This is a genomic window from Cyanobacterium sp. HL-69 (assembly GCA_002813895.1).
Lineage (GTDB): Bacteria > Cyanobacteriota > Cyanobacteriia > Cyanobacteriales > Cyanobacteriaceae > Cyanobacterium.
The window spans coordinates 2403395-2423902 of record CP024912.1 but is presented as its reverse complement, the minus strand read 5'-3'; the positions used below and the strand labels follow the sequence as shown (position 1 = coordinate 2423902).

The window sequence follows — 20508 nt, the reverse complement described above, 5'->3', positions numbered from 1 at the left end:
CTGTGTTATTTAAACTAACAAATAACATTTTGACATATTAAATAAATTAAAATTTAACTGATTCTAAACCCTGTTAATGCTTCATGGCTAATAACAATAAATTTCCTTCAATCGTACAAAAAATCTGGCTAAATTGGACTATAAAAACCAAGCTAGGTTTTTCATTTGCAGTCTTAACTTTTTGTATCTCTATTATTTTTAGTTTAGTAGTAGGACAATGGGTAAAACATCAAGTAGAAGAAGACCAAACCTTTTTATTAAAACAAATAAATAGGGAATTATTGTCCACCTTTCAACAAGGAATGTTAGAACGTTATAAAGATATTGGCAATATGTCCATATTATCTGAATTTCGCTCTAATCAAAGAAGCGATGAAGCAAGGCGTTTTTTACTTAATCAATTGCAAGAAAACTACGATAATTATGCTTGGATTGGGTTTGCTAATAATGAAGGAATTGTGGAAGTTAGCACCCAAGAAATTTTGGAAGGGGCTAATGTAAGTGAGCGCCCTTGGTTTGTGGAGGGTTTACAATCTTCCTTTGTGGGGGATGTCCATGATGCTAAGTTATTGGCCAAAATACTTCCGCCCCCAGAGGATGGAGATGTGCTTCGGTTTTTGGATATATCTACCCCTGTATATGATGAAAATGATGAATTAATAGGGGTTTTGGGGGCTCATTTAAGTTGGGAGTGGGTTAAATCCTTGGAAGATAGTTTGATGAGAAATATTGGGGAAGGACAAGCAGTTGATGTTTTAATTATTAGTAGGCAAGGGGATATTCTGCTCAACTCTGGAGAAGAGACAACTATTGATGAGAGCATTTTTGTCCAGTCTTCATCCAATGAAGATAACTATGTCACCAAAAAAGCTGATATTGATAATAGTGAGTATCTAGTTAGTTATGGGGTTGATGAAGGTTATTTAGATTATCCAGGATTGGGGTGGCGAGTGATAATTAAAAAAGAAAGTGCCATCGCCTTTAAACCAGCTTATGATTTACAAAGACAAATTTTATTTTGGGGTTTAGTTTTAGCTAGTATTGCTTCGGTAATCGGTTGGAAAATTGCCGATAAAACAACCAAACCATTATTAAAACTCAGTCAACAAGCAAAAAGCATTACTGCAGGAGATAGGGAAAACCCCATTAAAGTTTATCAGGGGAAAGATGCGATCGCTATTTTATCCTCTAGTTTAAACGAACTAGCCCACACATTAATTGAACAAGAAAAAAGCCTCAAAGAAATTAACCAAGAATTAGAGCAAAAAGTAACAGAGCGTACAGAAGAATTAGAAAAAGCCAAAGAATTGGCTGAAAAAGCTAATCGGGCAAAAAGTGAATTTTTATCTAACATGAGCCATGAATTGAGAACTCCCCTCAATGCTATATTAGGCTTCTCTCAGCTTATGGAAGATGATCCCCATTTGACCAGAGAAAATAAAGAAAATTTAATGATTATTGTTAAAAGTGGAGAACACTTATTATCACTCATTAACGACGTTTTAGACTTGTCAAAAATTGAAGCAGGAAAAATTACCCTCAATGAAAATGCTTTCAATTTTCAGGAAGTATTAACCTCTCTCCAGTCAATGTTACAAATCAAAGCCACAGAAAAAAATGTGCAACTAAACTTTGACTTAAAGGAAGATTTACCACAATTTATCATTACCGATGAAGGAAAACTCAGGCAAGTATTGTTAAACCTCCTCAGCAATTCCATTAAATTTACCAAAAAAGGTAGTGTCAGTCTCCACGCAGAATTATTAAACCCCCATACCCTTCATTTTCGGGTAGAAGATACGGGAATGGGGATTGCCCCTGATGAAATGAGCAAACTATTTTCGAGCTTTTTTCAGTCTCAGTCGGGGCGAAAATCTCAAGAGGGAACAGGTTTAGGGTTAATAATTTCCCAAGAATTTGTTCATTTGATGGGGGGAAATATTCAAGTTACCAGTGTCATGAATAAGGGTAGTATCTTTGATTTTACTATTTCCTTTAGACCTGCTCAACCCCATCTCAAAACCATTCAATCCATAGAAGACAACCATCAACAATTACGTTTAGCCCCCAGTCAATCTCTTTATCGTATCTTGGTGGTAGATGATAATGAAAGTAATCGCAAATTATTAACTAAATTATTGATTCCCGTTGGTTTTCAAGTCAAACAGGCACAGGATGGCATAGAGGCGATCGCCCGTACCCAAACATGGTATCCTCATCTGATATTAATGGACATCGGAATGCCCAATATGAATGGAGATGAAGCCACCACTATTATCAAAAAATGGAGCCACGAAAACAATCAAAATATTATCATCATTGCCCTCACCGCCCATGCCTTCATGGAAGAAAAAGAAGTAATTCTCGCCTCTGGGTGTGATGATGTCATTAGTAAACCATTTTCCCATGCAGTTTTATTTGACAAACTTAAATACTATCTCAACCTAGAATATACCTTTGAAACCCCACAAACCATGAGCAGAGATACAGTTATCGAAAAAGAAACCTACATTCAATCCGATGACTCTCCCAAAATTTTAATTGCCGAAGATAATAAAGTTAACCAAAAACTGTTAATCAACCTCATCAAAAAAATTGGTTATGGCGTTGATGTTGCCAACAATGGGGCAGAAGTTATCAGTGCCCTAGAAAAAAAAGAATATGACCTAATTTTTATGGACATGGAAATGCCCATCATGGATGGATTAGAAGCTACACAGAAAATTTATCAAGTTGCCACCAGTGAAAAAAAATTACCCGTAATTGTAGCCATGACTGCCAATGATGATGATGATAGCCGGGGCAAATGTTTTGATGTGGGTATGAGTGATTATCTTACTAAACCCATCAACATCAAAAAATTAGGTAAAGTTATTAAAAAATATGTTGGCAATGAAGCATGGACTATGGAAAATTAATTTTAATTGATAATGATGATTTTTATGTATTTTTTTGACCATTTTAGGATGCCCAAACCCCCGATATTTGGAGTTTATAATTTATTCATCACATCCTAATTAGTAAGGGTTGCTAATACCTTCACTTCAAATTCATTTTCAAAAATCGGTTTTTTATACTCCAAATTCCATAACTCTAAAGCACAGTCATCATTTTTGACAGTGGGAGTCAAATGTAAATGTAGTTTGTCATATTCCGAGTCATATTTACACTCTAAATCCTTGATAGCCCCTAGCTGTCGGCGATCAAGGGCGATCGCAAGGCGCAATATCGCGCTCATTTGCTTGATTATTTTACGATTATCATGGGCAAGGGAGTAGTAAGACTCATGTTTGCGTTTAGGCTTACTCTTGCGGTGATAACGGGCAATTTGGGCAATTAATTCCACCTCAATTTCCGTAAACCCCAAAAGTTCGGCATGACGAATTAAATAATAAGAGTGTTTATGGTGTGCCCCATGGGAAATGTACAAACCGCAATTATGAAGGATAGCCGCCGCCCAAAGATATTCCCTTTCCTTTTCTCCCCAAGAATGTAATTCTCCCTGAGTTTGATCAAAAATTTTCAGGGCAAATTCCGCAATCCTTTCGCCGTGGGGTAAATCTACCTGATATTTATGGGCAATTTTCATCACGCTACGGGAGCGCACATTAGTTTGAAAAACAAGGCGATTTTCGATGTAACCATTTTGTAACATCCAATCAACAATGATTCCTTCTCGCAAAGCCCTTTCACAAATAGTGATAGAATCAATGTCCAACATGGTCATGGCTTCGAGTAAAATCATGATACCAGGCACAATAATCTCTGCCCTACGCTCAGACATTCCCGACAAAGAAGCCTTTTCGTCGTAGTCCATTTTGAGCAGTTTTTCTAAAATTTGCTCAATTCTTTTCTTGGATATTTCATAACCATTAAGGGGATTTGGCTCACTGCCCTGAGTCTCCATGGCATCGATGATGGCAATGGTTTCAATGGTGCCTGATGTACCCACCAAGAAGGGCTTTTCTCCTTGTTTTAGGGCATTTTTAAATTCATCCACAGGACGCTCTAACATACCCTGAATATAGGCTTTGAGACGGATAAATTCTTTCTCGCTAACGGGATCGGTGGTGATAAAATCTTGATTAAGTCTTACTGCCCCTACTTTAGTACTACTAAGATGACGGGTTTCTTGATTGTCGGCCAACACCATTTCCGTGGAGCCGCCGCCAATGTCAATGAGGCTATGGATTCCACCCCCAAAATCCATGCCTGAAAGCACTCCTAAATATATTCTTCTTGCTTCTTCTTGCCCCGAAATTAGATCAACTTTAATACCTAATTCTGACTCAATGCGATTTAAAAAATCCATGCCGTTAGGGGCTTCTCTGGTGGCGCTGGTGGCCACTGCAATGATTTGATCTACTTTTAGACTATCAGCTAAGTCCTTGCACCGTTTTAGGGCAGACAGTGACCGCTCCATGGCTTCTGGGGTTAGGTTGCCATCTTCTGGGTTGCGATCGCCCAGTCTCACGGTATCTTTTTCTTTGGCAATAATGGTAAATGAAGGGATTTGGGCATTAATTTTCACCACTACCATATGGATGGAGTTAGTACCAATGTCGATCGCTCCTAGGGTACAATCCTTTAATTGACGAGAACTATTTAAGCTCTGATAAGCAACAGATTGATTATTAATATTTACCATCGTAAAATTGCTCAAAGATAACGGTAGTGGTGGTTTTGTCCTTTAGGTTAACTCTACCATAAATCAATGAATAATTAATCATGGATAATAAATAATCAAAGTTTTATCACCCCTACCCCTCATCGCCTCATCACCTCATCAAAAAGTTGTTCATAAAGTGCGATCGCGCCTTGAAAAGAATAATGAGTTTCCGCATATTTACGCCCTGCCATACTCATCTGCCCCACAAGTTCGGGATTATGATAAAACTCCTCAATTTGCCTAGCCAAAGCCACAGCATCCTCCGGGGGAATTACCACCCCACCCCCACTCTCTCGAATAGCTTGGGCAGCAGTGCCAGACTCAGGCACAGAACCGATAAGAACACAACCACTAGCCAATAATACAGGAATTTTAGAAGGTAAATTAAAATCAATCACATTACTTTTTTGCGTCACCATGCCTACTTCCACCGCCCCCAACATTTGCGGTAACTTTCCCCTAGGCTGAAAAGGCTTTAGTAAAACATTCTCACATCCCAACTCTTGACGATATTTTTCCAACCTTGCCAGCGCTTCCTCCTTGCCCACAATCACCACCATTAAATTATCTAAATGTTTTAACTCACTAGCCGCCTCTATTAAAATTTCAACGGGTTGAGTCAGGGCAATATTACCAGAATAAATCACCACAAATTTTCCCTGTAAGTTATTTTCCTGAATAAAATAACTATCCTCCTTTGCCATAGGTTTAATAAAATCTACATCAACCCAATTGGGTATTTTGACAATTTTATCCATATCTACATTTTTATTTGCTAAATTTTTAATAAAACCATCGGCAATTACTGAAATTTTATTGGCTTTTTTATAGGCAAATTTTTCTAATATAGAAAATATTTTAATTAATTTTTGATTCGTCAATAAACCCACATGAACCGCCGCATCGGGTAATATATCTTGTAAATTTATCACCAAAGGAGAGCCATATATTTTACTTAATAAATAAGCAGGAACTATCACAGGAAGCCCAGGAATAGTAGATAAAACAACATCAGGTTTCCACGGTTTTAACCCTTGCCAGAAGCTAAAAAAAGCAAAACTAAGCTCAAACATAGCTCTATTTATAAAATTTCTTTTCTGACTTGCCCATACGTAGGACCGATAAATTTTTACACCATTTCTTTCTTCTTCCGTATAGATTTTCCCTCTATATTCAGGATAAATTTTACTTTCAGGATACCAGGGCATAGCGGTTAAAACCCTTACTTCATGACCTTTTTTTACTAATCCTTCTGCTAATTCTGTCATTAGAGGAGCAATGCCGATGGGTTCTGGGTGGTAATTATAAGAATAAATAAGAATACGCATTATTTAAATAGAAGTATATTTTTTGTGAAGTTTTTAGACTAAATTATTGTTTTAGTATTTTTCAATAATTATATAAAGGTTACTTTTTTTGAGGTAATAAAAATATAAATGATTAAGAAATAACCATAAAATAATAAGAGCGATATTTCAAGAAAAGATATTTTGAGACAAAGGATTTAATTATATTAATGTAAAATAAAGTTGTTTGTTGTTAATAATTCTTGTAAAATTTAGCATTGTTTACTAACAATATTTAGAATTTTTTTTTAAAAATAAAAGTTTTTTTAATATTTGATAGCTAATAAATCATTTAAAATTGGTATGAGTGATAAATTATAAAAGTCAATTTTAGCTAAATTTAGATCAAATGAAAAAGTTATCTCGTTTAATAATTGGTTTTTCCCTCGCCTGTTTACTGGTGATTCTCCCCGCTTGTGGAGATAGTACCCCATCAAGGTTTGAAGGGGCGCAACAAGAAAGTATTGACGCAGGAAGACGTGATACTGCCGTCTCTACCGATGCCGAGGACGGTTCTAGTTTTAACCGCTTTTTCCCCCCTAGTGAGGGAAATTATGAGCGAGTTTTTACCCAAGAAAAAGATGGTTTTGTGGAAGCTATTCTAAAAGACTCTGGGCAAAATGTGGCAACTTTAGGAGTTTTTGATACCATTAGTAATCCCTCTGCCAAGGATGATTTTGCTGATAGTCAAGAGCAAATAGGGGGTTATCCTGCGGCTCAAAAAGGCTCAAGAGCAACGGCGGTATTAGTAGAAGATAGATTTCAAGTGACAGTCAGGTCAATGGATGATGGCTTTAGCGTAGCAGATAGAGAGACTTGGTTGGGCAAATTTGATCTCGATGGTTTAGCTAGTTTAAATTAGGAGTATAAAAGTTATGAGTAAAGCTATTTTTGATTTAGTGGATAATTTACCAAAGCGTAATTTGACCACCATGGTATTGAATTCCCTAGATTTTGTAGCACCGGGGCAGTGGCAAAACCCGACTAATTTTGAGCAGATGATTCGGGATATTAGTCAGGAAACCGATGAGAAATGGATTCAAAAAATAGGCGATCGCGCCGTGTGGTTATACAATGATAAAAATCAAGGTTATCAAAGGGCTTTATGGTTATATCAAACCGTTGATAATGCTGATTCCGCATTAGGTACTGCTGCTTTAGCGAATAAAGTAGGGGAAAAGATTGGTTTTCTTAGTTTCCTCAACAAGTTAACCCCCAACAATGAAAAAGCACAGGCTTTGGATTTATCCATTAAATTAGTGGTGGAAATTGTCGCTTTTTGTCAGATTAATGGCTTACCGGGGGACAGTATTGGGGATTTTGTCAAGGCTTTGAAGGAGTATGAAGGAGAAGCCCTGATGCGTATGGCTGCCCTTGTGTGTATCGATGCTCTAATTCCCTTTGGTCCTGATTTTATTTTGGCGGTACAATCAACTCTCAACAATCTAAGTCCTAAGGAGTTGTCTCAAAATGGCTCTTTCTCTAAGGTTAGTAAATTTATTCCAGGGGGCAATCCTGCGGGGCAGCTGGAATTTGTCCATAAGAGTTTTGGGGCCGTCACTGGGTGGATGACGGGGTTTGTGGGCGATCGCAATTTAACCCAAGGTAAGGTTATGAAAAACCTACAGAGTTTTGTAGAATTTTCCGATGATCAACTCGATTATGTAGCCGCTTTCCTTGATATGTCCACCAACTATTTTGAACACACTGGCACCCAATCTATTGCCACTAGGTTAATTCGTCGGGCCATGCTTGAGGTATAAAATTATCTGTACGGTGGGCATTGCCCACCATTATCGTTTAACTATTCCTATCAAAACCATCTCCCATAACTACTAAATTCCCATTAAATTCTATTTCCTCATTTGCTTCCCCATAGAAATTTTTTAATGAATAATCTCTTTTTTAAAGGCACTCACAAAGTGGACAGGCCTTGCCTAAGAGCCTTTAGTCCCACTAAAAGAATGAGTCATAGTAATTTTCACAAACCAATAATCTTTTTTTGCCCAAAATAAAGTATAATTTTGATACTGATGTACTAATAACATTAGGAAAAATTAGGATAGAAAATAACATCTATACTAAGTTAAAGACGAGTAGATAAAATAACAGGAAAATCATGGCTACAAGTACCAGCACACAAGGTTCAGACAAAGAAAAGGCACTTAACCTAGTCCTCACTCAAATTGAGCGCAACTTCGGCAAAGGGGCAATTATGCGGCTTGGTGATGCCACCAAAATGAAAGTAGAAACCATTTCTAGTGGTGCCTTGACTCTTGATTTAGCATTGGGAGGTGGCTTACCAAAAGGTAGAGTTATCGAAATTTATGGTCCTGAAAGTTCTGGTAAAACAACTCTAGCACTCCATGCGATCGCAGAAGTACAAAAAGCAGGGGGCGTAGCGGCTTTTGTCGATGCGGAACATGCCCTAGATCCTAATTATTCCAGTGCTTTGGGGGTAGATATAGATAACCTACTGGTAGCCCAGCCTGACAATGGAGAATCAGCCCTCGAAATAGTAGATCAACTGGTGCGTAGTGCCGCCGTCGATTTAGTAGTTATTGACTCCGTAGCCGCTCTCGTACCTCGTGCCGAAATTGAAGGAGAAATGGGAGATTTACAAGTGGGTTTACAGGCTCGTTTGATGAGTAAAGCCCTGAGAAAAATTGCAGGAAATATTGGTAAATCCGGCGCTACAGTAATTTTCCTTAACCAACTACGTCAAAAAATCGGTATTAGTTATGGTAGCCCTGAAGTTACCACGGGAGGTACCGCATTAAAATTCTATGCTTCTGTACGTTTAGACATCCGCAGAATTCAAACCCTTAAAAAAGGTAGTGATGGAGAATACGGTATCAGGGCGAAGGTAAAAGTGGCGAAAAATAAAGTTGCCCCTCCATTTCGTATTGCTGAATTTGACATCATTTTTGGTTCAGGAATTTCCCGCACTGGTTGCCTTCTCGACTTAGCAGAAAAAACTGACGTGGTTAGTCGTAAAGGGGCTTGGTATAGCTATGAGGGTGATAACATTGCCCAAGGTAGAGATAATGCTGTTCGTTATTTGGAAGAAAATCCTGAGTTAGCTTTAATTGTGGAACAAAAAGTTAAGGAAAACCTTGATATTAATAATGTTAACTTTGCTGGGTCAAATAGTAGTGATTACGATAGCGAGGAGTAAAAAGATATAGTTACTTGACTTTCCCATAAAACCAGACAATGAGTTTTGTAAAGTGGGCATTGCCCACTATTCTCCATGGTATTTTGTTTGAGGAACAAGTTGTTTTTGTTTTTTTCATCAGGGCAAATTTTCTGTCCTGACTTGTACACAAATCCTAAAGGATTGCTATAGTTTAATTGATTGATATTTAATAAGAAGAGGATAATTCTGTCATGTTTAGTAAGGGAAACAAAGAAAAGAAAAGCGAAATAAATCCTACCATGGAAAATTTAACCCCAACTAATTATGGTAATACCGATGTTGAGATAGAAGAATCCTCGGCTCCCATTCCTGATGATGTGATGGATAAAGAGCAAATTCAAACGGTGAAGTTGGTGGAAAAAATTAGTGCTATTTTGTCTCCTTATTTTATTGTGATTGTAGGTTTATATCTTTCTGATGCTAGTTTTTTAATAGGCTTTGTGTTGGTAGTTATCGGTATTTTGTCTCTATTAAAAATTTCTTTACAGGATGTTATGGGCTTAGTTAGTAAGGCAAAAGGAGTTATTGCTGGAAAGGATGATTAATAGTTGCTGGGTGATATGAATATTAGTAAAAATCAATCTTTACCATTAATTGGTTGGCGAGAATATCTAGCCTTGCCACAATTAGGGGTAAAAGACATTAAGGCAAAAATTGATACTGGGGCAAAAACATCGGCCCTCCATGCCTTTAATGTCAATGTTGTGGAAAGGGAAAATCAAAAAATTGTGGAGTTTGAAATTCATCCTATTCAAAAAGATAATCAAACTTCTGTGTTAACTACAGCACCCCTCTTGGAATATCGCACTGTTAAAAATTCGGGGGGCATTTCCGAAACTCGACCGGTAATCGAGACTAAGATTATTTTAGGTGATATTTCATGGGCGATCGCCCTTACCCTAACCAATAGAGACTCCATGGGCTTTAGAATGTTACTGGGTAGAGGTGCCGTCAAAAATCGCTTTTTAGTGGATACAGGAAACTCTTTTCTCCATCATTATAATTGTTGATAAATATTAATTTCTATGAGCAGTTTTAATTTTTTCAATATACTTTTTTGTTTATCAGTTAAAAAATATAAACTTTTATAAATGTTTTGTAATTGTTTATTATTCTCAGCCAATAAAAAATGGTCAGAAAATACTTTTAATTCTTTTTTCTGTACATTATTAAGTCTTTTCTGGCTTACTGTGTTATCAAGTCTTCTTTTCCACTTTAGTTTCCATAACTCAAAAGAGGAACAATTAAAATGTAAAATAATTAAATTATCAACCATAGTGTAATTGAGCAATTTATTTTTTTCAGCTATGGGAAAATGACATCTAAATCCTGTAATATCACTATTTACTCTTGCTGCTGATTTCCCGATTAGGTAGCCTCTTATGTAACTTTTTCTGTCTAATCCTTCACATAAAATATTTGCCAAGAAAAACTTCAAACGGTAAGTAATTTTTTCCCATAGCAAACATAAATAATTCCATCGACTCGCCTTAAAATCTTTTCCTAATCTAGTTAAAGGATGAACCTTAAACAAACTAATTTCTTGAACGGGGTTAATATGGTTTAACTCATAAGGAACAGCTTCTACTGCTGGAAATCTTACTAAATGATTTTTTTTATTGATATTAGATAGTATTTCTTTAATAGATTTTTCATATCCGTATAAGTATTCATCTCCATCAATATGAATAATCCAGTCGATTTTTTTTGAACGAGCGATTTTTAAAGCAAACTTTGCGTTGATTTCTTGTCTTTCCTCTACGGACAATGGTTTCTTACTCGTCTTCTGCTCCCAATACTCAGGAGTACAGGAAATACACATTATTTTTTTATTGTCTTGGTATTTTTTTATGGCTTCATCTTGCGGATGATCGAAAAATATAATTAGAAAGTCAATCCCTATTTGAATATGATATTCAATGAAAGAAGACGTTTCTTCCAAAGAAGCTTTTATTGTCGAAAAAATGCAAATAGTATCTAACACAATTTTCTTCCCAAAAGCGATAACTTTATTGAACTAACAAAATTATATTGGAATTAAGTTTCAAGATATAAACTATATAAATCATCACAAAAAACCATGGAAAATATCAAAGTATTATTTTTAGACATTGACGGTACCATTGCAGGGGAATCCAACAAAGTCAATCCTGAAGTAATTGAAGCCATCAAAAAAGTTCAAAGTAGGGGCATAAAAGTAGGCTTAGCCACGGGCAGAATGTATTGCTCAGCCCATCGCTTCCATGATGAAATAGGGGCAGATTTACCGATAATCTCCTACAATGGGGCTTGGATACAAAATCCCGTTACAGGGGAAATGATTTCCCATCGTCCCCTCGACCACGAAGTAGCCCTAGAATTATTAGATTACCTTCGCTCCCATGAGGTAGAAATTCACGTTTATTTTAACGATCAACTATACGTAGATAAAGTTACGGAGAAAACTGATTCTTATATCGAGAGATCAGGCATTATTGTTAATGTGGTGGATGATTTAAGGAATTTGTTGAGTCAATCCCCCACCAAACTACTAGCTCTAAGCCCTAATCCATCCCTCATTCGCTCCTTATTAGATGATCTCAAGCAACGTTACCACAACCGTAATCTTTACCTTACCCAGTCCAATCCTACTTACCTAGAAGCCACCTCCGCCCATGTCCATAAAGGGGATGCTATTAAGTATGTAACAGAAAAAATACTAGGTTTATCCTCTCAGCAGGTAATGGCCATTGGTGACAATTTTAACGATTACACCATGATTGAGTACGCCCAAATTGGTGTTGCCATGGGAGATGCCCCTACACAATTAAAGGCGATCGCCACTTATACCACCGATAACGTAGAGAATAACGGAGTTGCCCAGATTATTTCTCAACTCAAATTTTAGGGAAAAACAACCATTTCAATCCCTAAAATCCCATACATAAAGAAAAGTAACAAAACCTTGACTTTTGTTACCAAAGATTAAGCTATGGCGTAATCGTAGCAATTGTTAAGCAAATTTTAAATATTGTTAAGCAAATCCCACAACTGTAGCAAATACCCATTATCATCATGGTTAATGTAGTAGTTTAAGTATTTGTCGAGAGAAGAATCACTCATGACAGTAACCCCTCAAAAAGAGGCGAAGGCTAAAGTAGCCGTTGACAAAAATCCGGTACCTACTTCTTTCGAGAAATGGGGCAAACCCGGACACTTTGATCGCACTTTAGCTAGAGGACCCAAAACCACCACTTGGATTTGGAATCTTCACGCCGACGCACACGATTTCGATAGCCAAACTAGCGACCTAGAAGATATTTCTCGTAAAATCTTTAGCGCTCACTTTGGTCATTTAGCAGTAGTATTTGTTTGGTTAAGTGGGATGTATTTCCACGGAGCACGTTTCTCCAACTATGAAGCGTGGCTATCCGATCCCATGAACATTAAACCCAGCGCTCAACAAGTGTGGTCTATTGTAGGACAAGACATCCTCAATGGCGACATGGGCGGTGGTTTCCAAGGTATTCAAATCACATCTGGCTTCTTCCAACTATGGAGAGCCTCCGGTTTTACCAATAGCTATCAGCTCTATGTAACCGCCATTGGTGGTTTAGTCATGGCTGGTTTAATGCTCTTTGCTGGTTGGTTTCACTACCACAAAGCGGCTCCTAAACTAGAATGGTTCCAAAATGTGGAATCCATGATGAACCACCACCTCGCTGGTTTACTAGGGTTAGGCTCTTTGGGTTGGGCAGGGCACCAAATCCACGTATCTTTACCTATTAATAAGTTATTAGATGCTGGGGTTGCGCCTGCTGACATTCCTTTACCCCACGAGTTCATCCTCGATGCAGGTAAAATGGCTGAGTTGTATCCCAGTTTCGCCCAAGGTTTAAAACCATTCTTTACATTAAATTGGGGTGTTTACTCCGATTTCTTGACCTTCAAAGGTGGATTAAACCCTGTAACTGGTGGTCTTTGGTTATCTGATACCGCTCACCATCACCTTGCCATCGCAGTTCTCTTCATTATTGCTGGTCATATGTACCGCACTAATTGGGGTATTGGTCACAGCATGAAAGAAATTTTAGAAGGTCACAAAGGGCCCTTCACTGGTGAAGGTCACACTGGACTCTATGAAATTTTAACCACTTCATGGCACGCCCAATTAGCCATTAACTTAGCATTACTTGGTTCTTTAACCATCATCGTGGCACAACACATGTATGCCATGCCTCCTTACCCCTACCTTGCTACCGATTACGGTACACAGTTATCCATCTTTACCCATCATATGTGGATCGGTGGTTTCTTCATCGTAGGTGCTGGAGCTCACGCTTCCATCTTCATGGTTCGTGATTATGATCCTGCTAAAAATGTTAATAACCTCTTAGATAGAGTATTACGTCATAGAGACGCTATTATCTCTCACCTTAACTGGGTATGTATTTTCCTTGGTTTCCATAGCTTCGGTTTATACATTCACAACGACACCATGAGAGCTTTAGGTCGTCCTCAAGATATGTTCTCTGACAGTGCAATTCAGTTACAACCTGTATTTGCTCAGTGGATTCAGAACCTTCACACTGTAGCCCCTGGTGGCACAGCACCTTTCGCTTCCGCCCCCGTTAGTTATGCTTTTGGTGGCGATGTAGTGGCCGTAGGTGGCAAAGTGGCTATGATGCCCATTGCTTTAGGTACTGCTGATTTCATGGTTCACCATATCCATGCTTTTACCATTCACGTTACCGTGTTAATCCTTCTTAAAGGTGTACTTTATGCCCGTAGCTCCAGACTTATCCCTGATAAAGCTGAGCTTGGCTTCCGTTTCCCTTGTGATGGACCTGGTCGTGGTGGTACTTGCCAAGTGTCTGGTTGGGACCATGTGTTCTTAGGTTTATTCTGGATGTACAACTCCTTATCCATCGTAATCTTCCACTTTAGCTGGAAAATGCAATCGGATGTTTGGGGTACGGTGGCTCCCGATGGTACGGTTTCTCACATTACTGGCGGTAACTTTGCCCAAAGTGCTATTACCATCAATGGTTGGTTAAGAGACTTCTTATGGGCACAAGCCGCTAACGTAATTAACTCTTACGGTTCTGCTCTATCTGCTTACGGAATTATGTTCCTCGCAGGTCACTTTATCTTCGCTTTCAGCTTAATGTTCCTCTTTAGTGGACGTGGCTATTGGCAAGAATTAATCGAATCCATTGTATGGGCTCACAGCAAACTCAATCTAGCCCCTGCAATTCAACCCCGTGCTTTGAGCATTGTTCAAGGTCGTGCGGTTGGGGTAGCTCATTATCTCTTAGGAGGTATTGTAACTACTTGGGCATTCTTCCTCTGTCGTATTTTGGCAGTTGGTTAGGAATGTAAACTTTCTCTACAATTGTGGGGAAAGGGACGGTTAAATAGGTTATAAAATAACAAATGAAGCCGTTTTAAAACCTAAATTATTAAGTTGATAATGTTTTAACCATTCTCAACGAAATTAAGAAAAACAACTTTAAACACTTGCCCGGACTTATCCTCATAGGCTCTGGGCAAGAGCAAAAAAACAAAATTGAGCAACGACAAAATACAAACGTTGACCCTCATTGTGTAACAGGAGACTTCCTAGAAAAAGCTATGGCAACTAAATTTCCCAAATTTAGCCAAGATTTAGCCCAAGATCCAACTACAAGGCGGATATGGTACGGAATAGCTACCGCTCATGACTTTGAAACCCATGACGGTATGACCGAAGAGAACCTTTATCAAAAGATTTTTGCTTCTCACTTCGGTCATTTGGCGATTATCTTTCTTTGGACTTCCGGTACCGTATTCCATGTAGCATGGCAAGGCAATTTTGAGCAATGGATCAAAGATCCTTTAAACGTACGTCCCATCGCCCATGCGATTTGGGATCCTCATTTCGGTCAAGGTGCGATCGATGCTTTCTCTCAAGCTGGTTCATCTAGCCCCGTAAACGTGGCTTACTCTGGTGTTTATCACTGGTTTTATACCATTGGTATGACCACCAACCAAGACTTATATAGCGGTGCGGTAGGTCTTTTAATCCTCTCTGCTGTGTTCTTGTTTGCTGGTTGGTTGCACTTACAACCTAAGTTCCGTCCTAGCCTCTCTTGGTTCAAAAATGCTGAATCTCGCCTCAACCACCACTTAGCTGGTTTGTTCGGTGTGAGTTCTTTAGCATGGACTGGTCACTTGGTTCACGTAGCAATCCCTGAATCCCGTGGTATTCATGTAGGTTGGGACAACTTCTTGAGTGTAAAACCTCACCCTGCTGGGTTAGCTCCTTTCTTTACTGGAAACTGGGGTGTTTATGCTCAAAACCCTGACACTGCTAGTCATGCCTTCGGAACTGCTAATGGAGCTGGAACTGCAATCCTTACTTTCTTAGGTGGTTTCCATCCCCAAACTGAGTCTTTATGGTTGACTGATATTGCACACCATCACTTGGCGATCGCCGTTATCTTCATTATTGCTGGTCATATGTACCGCACTAACTGGGGAATCGGTCACAGCATCAAAGACATCTTAGCGGCTCACAATCCTCCTTCTGGAAGATTAGGCGCAGGACATAGAGGTTTATACGACACCATCAACAACTCTTTACACTTCCAGTTAGGTTTAGCCCTAGCTTCTTTGGGAGTTGTAACATCCTTGGTGGCTCAACATATGTACTCTCTACCTTCCTATGCTTTCATCGCTAAGGACTACACCACTCAGGCGGCCCTTTACACCCACCACCAGTACATTGCTGGATTCTTAATGGTTGGTGCATTTGCCCACGGTGCGATCTTCTTTATTCGTGATTATGATCCCGAAGCTAACAAAGATAACGTTTTAGCCCGTATGCTAGAACATAAAGAGGCGATTATTTCTCACCTCAGCTGGGTATCCCTCTTCTTAGGTTTCCACACCCTCGGACTTTATGTTCATAACGATGTAGTGGTTGCTTTCGGTACTCCCGAAAAACAAATCCTCATCGAGCCTGTATTCGCTCAATTTGTACAAGCTGCTTCTGGTAAAGCTCTCTATGGTTTTGATGCCTTACTTGCTAACCCTGAAAGTATTGCTTCTACTTCTAGCGCAGTATGGTTACCTGGTTGGTTAGATGCCATCAACAGTGGTACTAACTCCTTATTCCTCAGCATCGGTCCTGGTGACTTCTTAGTACACCATGCGATCGCCCTTGGTTTACATACCACTACCTTAATATTGGTAAAAGGTGCTTTAGATGCTCGTGGTTCTAAACTAATGCCCGACAAAAAAGACTTCGGTTATTCCTTCCCTTGTGATGGTCCTGGCCGTGGAGGTACTTGCGACATCTCCGCGTGGGATGCCTTCTACCTCGCTATGTTCTGGATGTTAAACACCCTCGGTTGGTTAACCTTCTACTGGCATTGGAAACACCTCGGTGTATGGACTGGCAACGTTGCCCAGTTTAACGAAAACTCTACCTACCTCATGGGTTGGTTCAGAGATTATCTATGGGCGAACTCCGCTCAGTTAATCAACGGTTATAACCCCTATGGTGTTAATAACCTCTCCGTCTGGGCTTGGATGTTCCTCTTCGGACACCTCGTTTGGGCAACTGGTTTCATGTTCCTAATCTCTTGGCGTGGATACTGGCAAGAGTTGATCGAAACCATCGTATGGGCACACGAGCGTACTCCTCTAGCTAACTTAGTTCGCTGGAAAGACAAGCCCGTTGCATTGTCCATCGTACAAGCTCGTTTGGTTGGTTTAGCCCACTTCACCATTGGCTACATCCTCACCTACGCAGCCTTCTTGATTGCTTCTACGGCTGGTAAGTTCGGTTAAACGAAACTAATAACAGTTAGTAATTGAGATTCAACCCTCTACTTCGGTAGGGGGTTTTTTATTATTTGATGGTAAAGCAGATTATACCAAATCCGATTAGTAGAGTTTACTATTGTTCACCGTGTAACAATTGACAATAAACAATTACTATCTGTTGCCTGTTCCCCGCTCTAATTAGTATATTATTGAAACAGGAGTTAGTAATTAAAGCAATGGAGAGAATAATTGACAGTAGGCAATTAACCATGGACAATTAATCTTCTGGTGAACAATTACCCATAGACTAGATGATCCTTCATTCTCAATTATCAATTATCAATTCTCCATTAAAGAAAAGACCCATTGCCATTGATTTATTTGCAGGATGCGGTGGGATGTCTTTGGGTTTAGAAGCATCGGGATTTGACATTGTTGCTACGGTGGAAATTGATCCTATTCATGCTCTTATTCATCATCTTAATTTTCCCTACACTAAAACCATTTGCCAAGATATTAGTAAATTAGATACTGCTGTTTTAAAAAATATTCTCCTCGAAAAAGATCTCGATTTGGTGGCAGGGGGGCCTCCTTGTCAGGGATTTTCTCTGATGGGAAAACGTCAATGGGATGATCCTAGAAATTCTCTGGTTTTTGAATATGTAAGAGTAATTAAAGATTTACAACCTAAATATTTTATTTTTGAAAATGTGCCTGGAATGTTGGCAGGAAAACATCAGCAATTTTTGCAGGAGTTGATGGAGGAGTTTGATAATATTGGTTATGATATAGCCCCACCGAAGGTTATGGATGCCAGTGTTTTTGGGGCACCACAAAGGCGAAAACGATTAATTTTGTTAGGGAGTCGAAAAGATGTTACTCCCCTTGATTATCCTGTGGAAACGGGGGAATTTAATAATGTGAAAGGGGCGATCGCAGATCTAAACTCTATTCCTGCTTTTATAGGTATTAATCAAGGTATTGAAGCTGAAAAGTTAGACTATTCAGGATTTAGAAAAAATTTTAGTTTACAACCTCAAGGGATATATAAGTTTTGTCATCAAAGACAAAGGGATAATCTTGTCTATAATCATTTGGGATCAAACCATACAGAAAAATCTAAAAAACGCTTTGAATCATTATCTCAAGGAGATATAGACAAAATAAGTCGCTTTCTTAAACTTTCTCCCACAGGTTTATGTAATACCCTCAGAGCAGGTACAGGAAGAGATAAAGGCTCTCATACTGCTCCGCGCCCTATTCATTATGAAAAACCTCGCTGTATCACTGTCAGGGAAGCTGCAAGATTACATACTTTTCCTGATTGGTTTTTATTTCACGAGACAATTTGGCATGGTTTTAGGGAAATTGGTAACGCTGTTATTCCTATGTTTGCCAAAGCCTTGGGGGATGAAGTTATTAAAAATTTAGAAGTAGATACCAAAGAATTAGACTACCCAAAAAAACTAAAAACACCAGCCATAGATTTGATGAAATATAATATGAGTCAAGCCTGTGAATATTGGTCAGTATCTAACGAGATAATTCCCAAAAGAAAAAGGTTGATAGTCAATGATTGACAATTAACCATGGAGAATTGACAATAGGTAAAGATTACATTTCATTCTAATAGTAAACACTTCACAAGTTAACTATTAATCATTACTTATTCAAATTATTATGTTAGGAAAATTTAAGATTATTCCCAGAGGAATTAATCTAGTATTAATTGCGATCGCAACGACCCTTCTTATCGTCTATCAGGGAGTTGCCATGGATCATACAGGATATGAAGTTTGGGGTTCAGATCAATCTAACTCCGTAGTCGGTATTGAAACCATTGGCACCGATGGGGGAGTAATTTGGATTTGGGATAGTAAAGACATCGAACAACAAATTGAGTCTGGAATAGAAGCCCAGCCCCTCGGCTGTGACGGAAATAACCGTGCAGGGGATGGCCCTTGTGATGTAAATGCCGTTTTTCCTCCCACTTTAACCGAATATAACGAAAATGGAGCCACAGGACAAACCATCGCCGATTTACCTGGTTTTGGTCGTTTACACGGCATGATTACCGATCCTCAAAATAAATACCTTAACCTTAACCTTTTTGCTCCCACAGGTGGTTATGTGGGCATCATGGATGGGGAAACTAAAGAGGCGATCGCCCTTTTCCGTGTCACAGGTACCAACGGTAGCCCCGCAGGGCGTTCCGTCCATATGTCATTTTGGAATGATGACGGCAGCGCTCTTCTAGTGGCCAACCTCAACGGTAAACTATTAGAACGTATTGACATCACCAGAGATGCTCAAGGTAAAATTACCAATGCCATCTACAACAAATCTGCTTCCCTTGGGGTAGGTAAAGGAATGGAAGTTACTGCTCCTGCCACGGTTTTTCTCGGTAAAAATGCCCACAACCATGATCTTATGGGGGAAATTATCGGTGATTACCAACAAGCTGCCATGGCAGACTTAACCCCCAATGGTGTATGTAAAGAAAACGGTTGCACAGCAGACCAAAACCCCATTTTAGGAGGTAGAACCAATAATTTAATTATCTGCCCCATTGTGTCTAGTACCAACCATGCTTATATTACTCTTGCAGGAGGAGGCTTATTAGTAGCCAATACCGAACAAACTCCCATGACAATCGTTGGAGAATATGACAATCAAGTCCTCAATGGTGCTGGTTGTGGAGGGGTGGAAGTAAACGGAAAAATGTGGCTCAATGGAGGAATATCTGCCTCCGATGCTGGAGCAACTCAATCAACCTTTACCGTTTATAACATTGATGATACAGCCTTCGGAGATACAGCAAATGCCCCGAATACCCCATATCCCACATTAGTCTATAAAGGTGCTGATAACACCGCCACCAATGGCAATACCAGAGGAGAAGCCACCAACAATAGTGGACAATTACCTGGAATTACCACCCGTCGTGATAGTCACGGTATGGCGAGAACTGTTAATGGAAAATATATACACACTGTTGATAGGATTCAAAATATCATCGAAGTATTTAATTCCCAAACTTTTGACCATCTATCCTATGACTTAACTTCTGAGGATGGAAAAGGCAATGGTATGGGTGCTTGTGCGATCGCCTCTATTAACGATGATGCTGATTTACCAAAAAACGATCCAGCCCCTGACTTAATGGAAGAAAGCCCCGACGGCAAATATCTATACGTAGCTTTCCGTGGTCCTATTCCCGTATCTGTAGCCCATTCTTCCCAAGGGAGTTGCCCTGGGGTAGGAGTAGTAGAATTACAATACAATGGGTCTTTTGGTCGTTTAGTCTCAGTTTTACGTAGCTCTAATACGGAGGATTCTGCCTCAGTTGCTTCCATAGCAGGAGGTCATAACTATCAAGGATTAGAACACAGTGACTTACATGGTGTTACCATTCGTCGAAAATAATTATTAATTAAATTTCTTTTTCACTTAACAAGGGACTTCGGTTCCTTGTTTTTTATTGAAACTTTTTTGGTGTAAAA

General features: G+C 39.1%; 14 protein-coding genes. 11 read left to right on the top strand and 3 right to left on the bottom strand.

Translation table 11 applies throughout. The features are described from left to right. Positions 1–83 precede the first annotated feature (83 nt). On the top strand, positions 84–2918 hold the full coding sequence (locus AA637_RS11095) for a response regulator (protein ID WP_446682807.1): 2835 nt from the start codon (positions 84–86) through the stop codon (positions 2916–2918). Between the two features lie 95 nt (positions 2919–3013). Here AA637_RS11095 and AA637_RS11090 read toward each other — a convergent pair whose 3' ends face one another. Then, entirely contained in the window at positions 3014–4648 is a 1635-nt protein-coding gene (locus tag AA637_RS11090) for a Ppx/GppA phosphatase family protein (RefSeq protein WP_446682806.1), read from the bottom strand. A 119-nt stretch (positions 4649–4767) separates the two neighbouring features. Next, positions 4768–5997, bottom strand: a complete 1230-nt coding sequence (locus tag AA637_RS11085) for a glycosyltransferase family 4 protein (protein ID WP_446682805.1) — start codon at positions 5995–5997, stop codon at positions 4768–4770. Between the two features lie 367 nt (positions 5998–6364). Here AA637_RS11085 and AA637_RS11080 point away from each other — a divergent pair, with 367 nt between their 5' ends. The 5 genes from AA637_RS11080 to AA637_RS11060 all read left to right on the top strand — a co-directional run bounded on the left by AA637_RS11080 (position 6365) and on the right by AA637_RS11060 (position 10224). Then, positions 6365–6877: a hypothetical protein gene (locus AA637_RS11080; protein ID WP_446682804.1), complete on the top strand. Its 513-nt coding sequence runs from the start codon at positions 6365–6367 to the stop codon at positions 6875–6877. A gap of 13 nt (positions 6878–6890) precedes the next feature. After that, on the top strand, positions 6891–7778 hold the full coding sequence (locus AA637_RS11075) for a hypothetical protein (RefSeq protein ID WP_446682803.1): 888 nt from the start codon (positions 6891–6893) through the stop codon (positions 7776–7778). 356 nt (positions 7779–8134) lie between these two features. Further along, positions 8135–9193 (top strand): recombinase RecA, encoded by a 1059-nt coding sequence (gene recA / locus AA637_RS11070; RefSeq protein WP_446682802.1) that lies wholly within the window; start codon positions 8135–8137, stop codon positions 9191–9193. Between the two features lie 212 nt (positions 9194–9405). Beyond that, complete coding sequence (locus AA637_RS11065) at positions 9406–9759, top strand: hypothetical protein (RefSeq protein ID WP_446682801.1); 354 nt, start codon at positions 9406–9408, stop codon at positions 9757–9759. A gap of 15 nt (positions 9760–9774) precedes the next feature. Further along, the gene (locus AA637_RS11060) at positions 9775–10224 is read left to right on the top strand and encodes an ATP-dependent zinc protease family protein (RefSeq protein ID WP_446682800.1); all 450 of its coding nucleotides are present in this window, start codon (positions 9775–9777) and stop codon (positions 10222–10224) included. Here AA637_RS11060 and AA637_RS11055 read toward each other — a convergent pair. Beyond that, the gene (locus AA637_RS11055) at positions 10212–11198 is read right to left on the bottom strand and encodes a glycosyltransferase family 2 protein (protein WP_446682799.1); all 987 of its coding nucleotides are present in this window, start codon (positions 11196–11198) and stop codon (positions 10212–10214) included. The two genes, AA637_RS11060 and AA637_RS11055, sit on opposite strands and share 13 nt — an antisense overlap. A gap of 96 nt (positions 11199–11294) precedes the next feature. Here AA637_RS11055 and AA637_RS11050 point away from each other — a divergent pair, with 96 nt between their 5' ends. The 5 genes from AA637_RS11050 to AA637_RS11030 all read left to right on the top strand — a co-directional run bounded on the left by AA637_RS11050 (position 11295) and on the right by AA637_RS11030 (position 20431). Continuing rightward, a complete protein-coding gene (locus AA637_RS11050) occupies positions 11295–12101 on the top strand; it encodes a Cof-type HAD-IIB family hydrolase (RefSeq protein WP_446682798.1) in 807 nt (268 codons plus the stop codon). A gap of 213 nt (positions 12102–12314) precedes the next feature. Beyond that, positions 12315–14567, top strand: coding sequence for a photosystem I core protein PsaA (psaA, locus tag AA637_RS11045; RefSeq protein ID WP_446682797.1), 2253 nt, complete (start codon positions 12315–12317; stop codon positions 14565–14567). 260 nt (positions 14568–14827) lie between these two features. Then, positions 14828–17029 carry a photosystem I core protein PsaB gene (psaB, locus tag AA637_RS11040; protein WP_446684579.1) on the top strand — a complete coding sequence of 734 codons (2202 nt, stop codon included), beginning with the start codon at positions 14828–14830 and terminating at the stop codon, positions 17027–17029. Positions 17030–17316: 287 nt separating this feature from the next. Next, positions 17317–18585 (top strand): DNA cytosine methyltransferase, encoded by a 1269-nt coding sequence (locus AA637_RS11035; RefSeq protein WP_446682796.1) that lies wholly within the window; start codon positions 17317–17319, stop codon positions 18583–18585. Between the two features lie 100 nt (positions 18586–18685). Then, positions 18686–20431 carry a hypothetical protein gene (locus AA637_RS11030; protein ID WP_446682795.1) on the top strand — a complete coding sequence of 582 codons (1746 nt, stop codon included), beginning with the start codon at positions 18686–18688 and terminating at the stop codon, positions 20429–20431. Positions 20432–20508: the final 77 nt, after the last annotated feature.

Excerpts from the sequence above, each read along its gene's own strand:
- AA637_RS11095 (WP_446682807.1), top strand. The coding sequence starts at position 84 with ATGGCTAATAACAATAAATTTCCTTCAATCGTACAAAAAATCTGGCTA.
- AA637_RS11090 (WP_446682806.1), bottom strand. The coding sequence starts at position 4,648 with ATGGTAAATATTAATAATCAATCTGTTGCTTATCAGAGCTTAAATAGT.
- AA637_RS11085 (WP_446682805.1), bottom strand. The coding sequence starts at position 5,997 with ATGCGTATTCTTATTTATTCTTATAATTACCACCCAGAACCCATCGGC.
- AA637_RS11080 (WP_446682804.1), top strand. The coding sequence starts at position 6,365 with ATGAAAAAGTTATCTCGTTTAATAATTGGTTTTTCCCTCGCCTGTTTA.
- AA637_RS11075 (WP_446682803.1), top strand. The coding sequence starts at position 6,891 with ATGAGTAAAGCTATTTTTGATTTAGTGGATAATTTACCAAAGCGTAAT.
- recA (WP_446682802.1), top strand. The coding sequence starts at position 8,135 with ATGGCTACAAGTACCAGCACACAAGGTTCAGACAAAGAAAAGGCACTT.
- AA637_RS11065 (WP_446682801.1), top strand. The coding sequence starts at position 9,406 with ATGTTTAGTAAGGGAAACAAAGAAAAGAAAAGCGAAATAAATCCTACC.
- AA637_RS11060 (WP_446682800.1), top strand. The coding sequence starts at position 9,775 with ATGAATATTAGTAAAAATCAATCTTTACCATTAATTGGTTGGCGAGAA.
- AA637_RS11050 (WP_446682798.1), top strand. The coding sequence starts at position 11,295 with ATGGAAAATATCAAAGTATTATTTTTAGACATTGACGGTACCATTGCA.
- psaA (WP_446682797.1), top strand. The coding sequence starts at position 12,315 with ATGACAGTAACCCCTCAAAAAGAGGCGAAGGCTAAAGTAGCCGTTGAC.
- psaB (WP_446684579.1), top strand. The coding sequence starts at position 14,828 with ATGGCAACTAAATTTCCCAAATTTAGCCAAGATTTAGCCCAAGATCCA.
- AA637_RS11035 (WP_446682796.1), top strand. The coding sequence starts at position 17,317 with ATGATCCTTCATTCTCAATTATCAATTATCAATTCTCCATTAAAGAAA.
- AA637_RS11030 (WP_446682795.1), top strand. The coding sequence starts at position 18,686 with ATGTTAGGAAAATTTAAGATTATTCCCAGAGGAATTAATCTAGTATTA.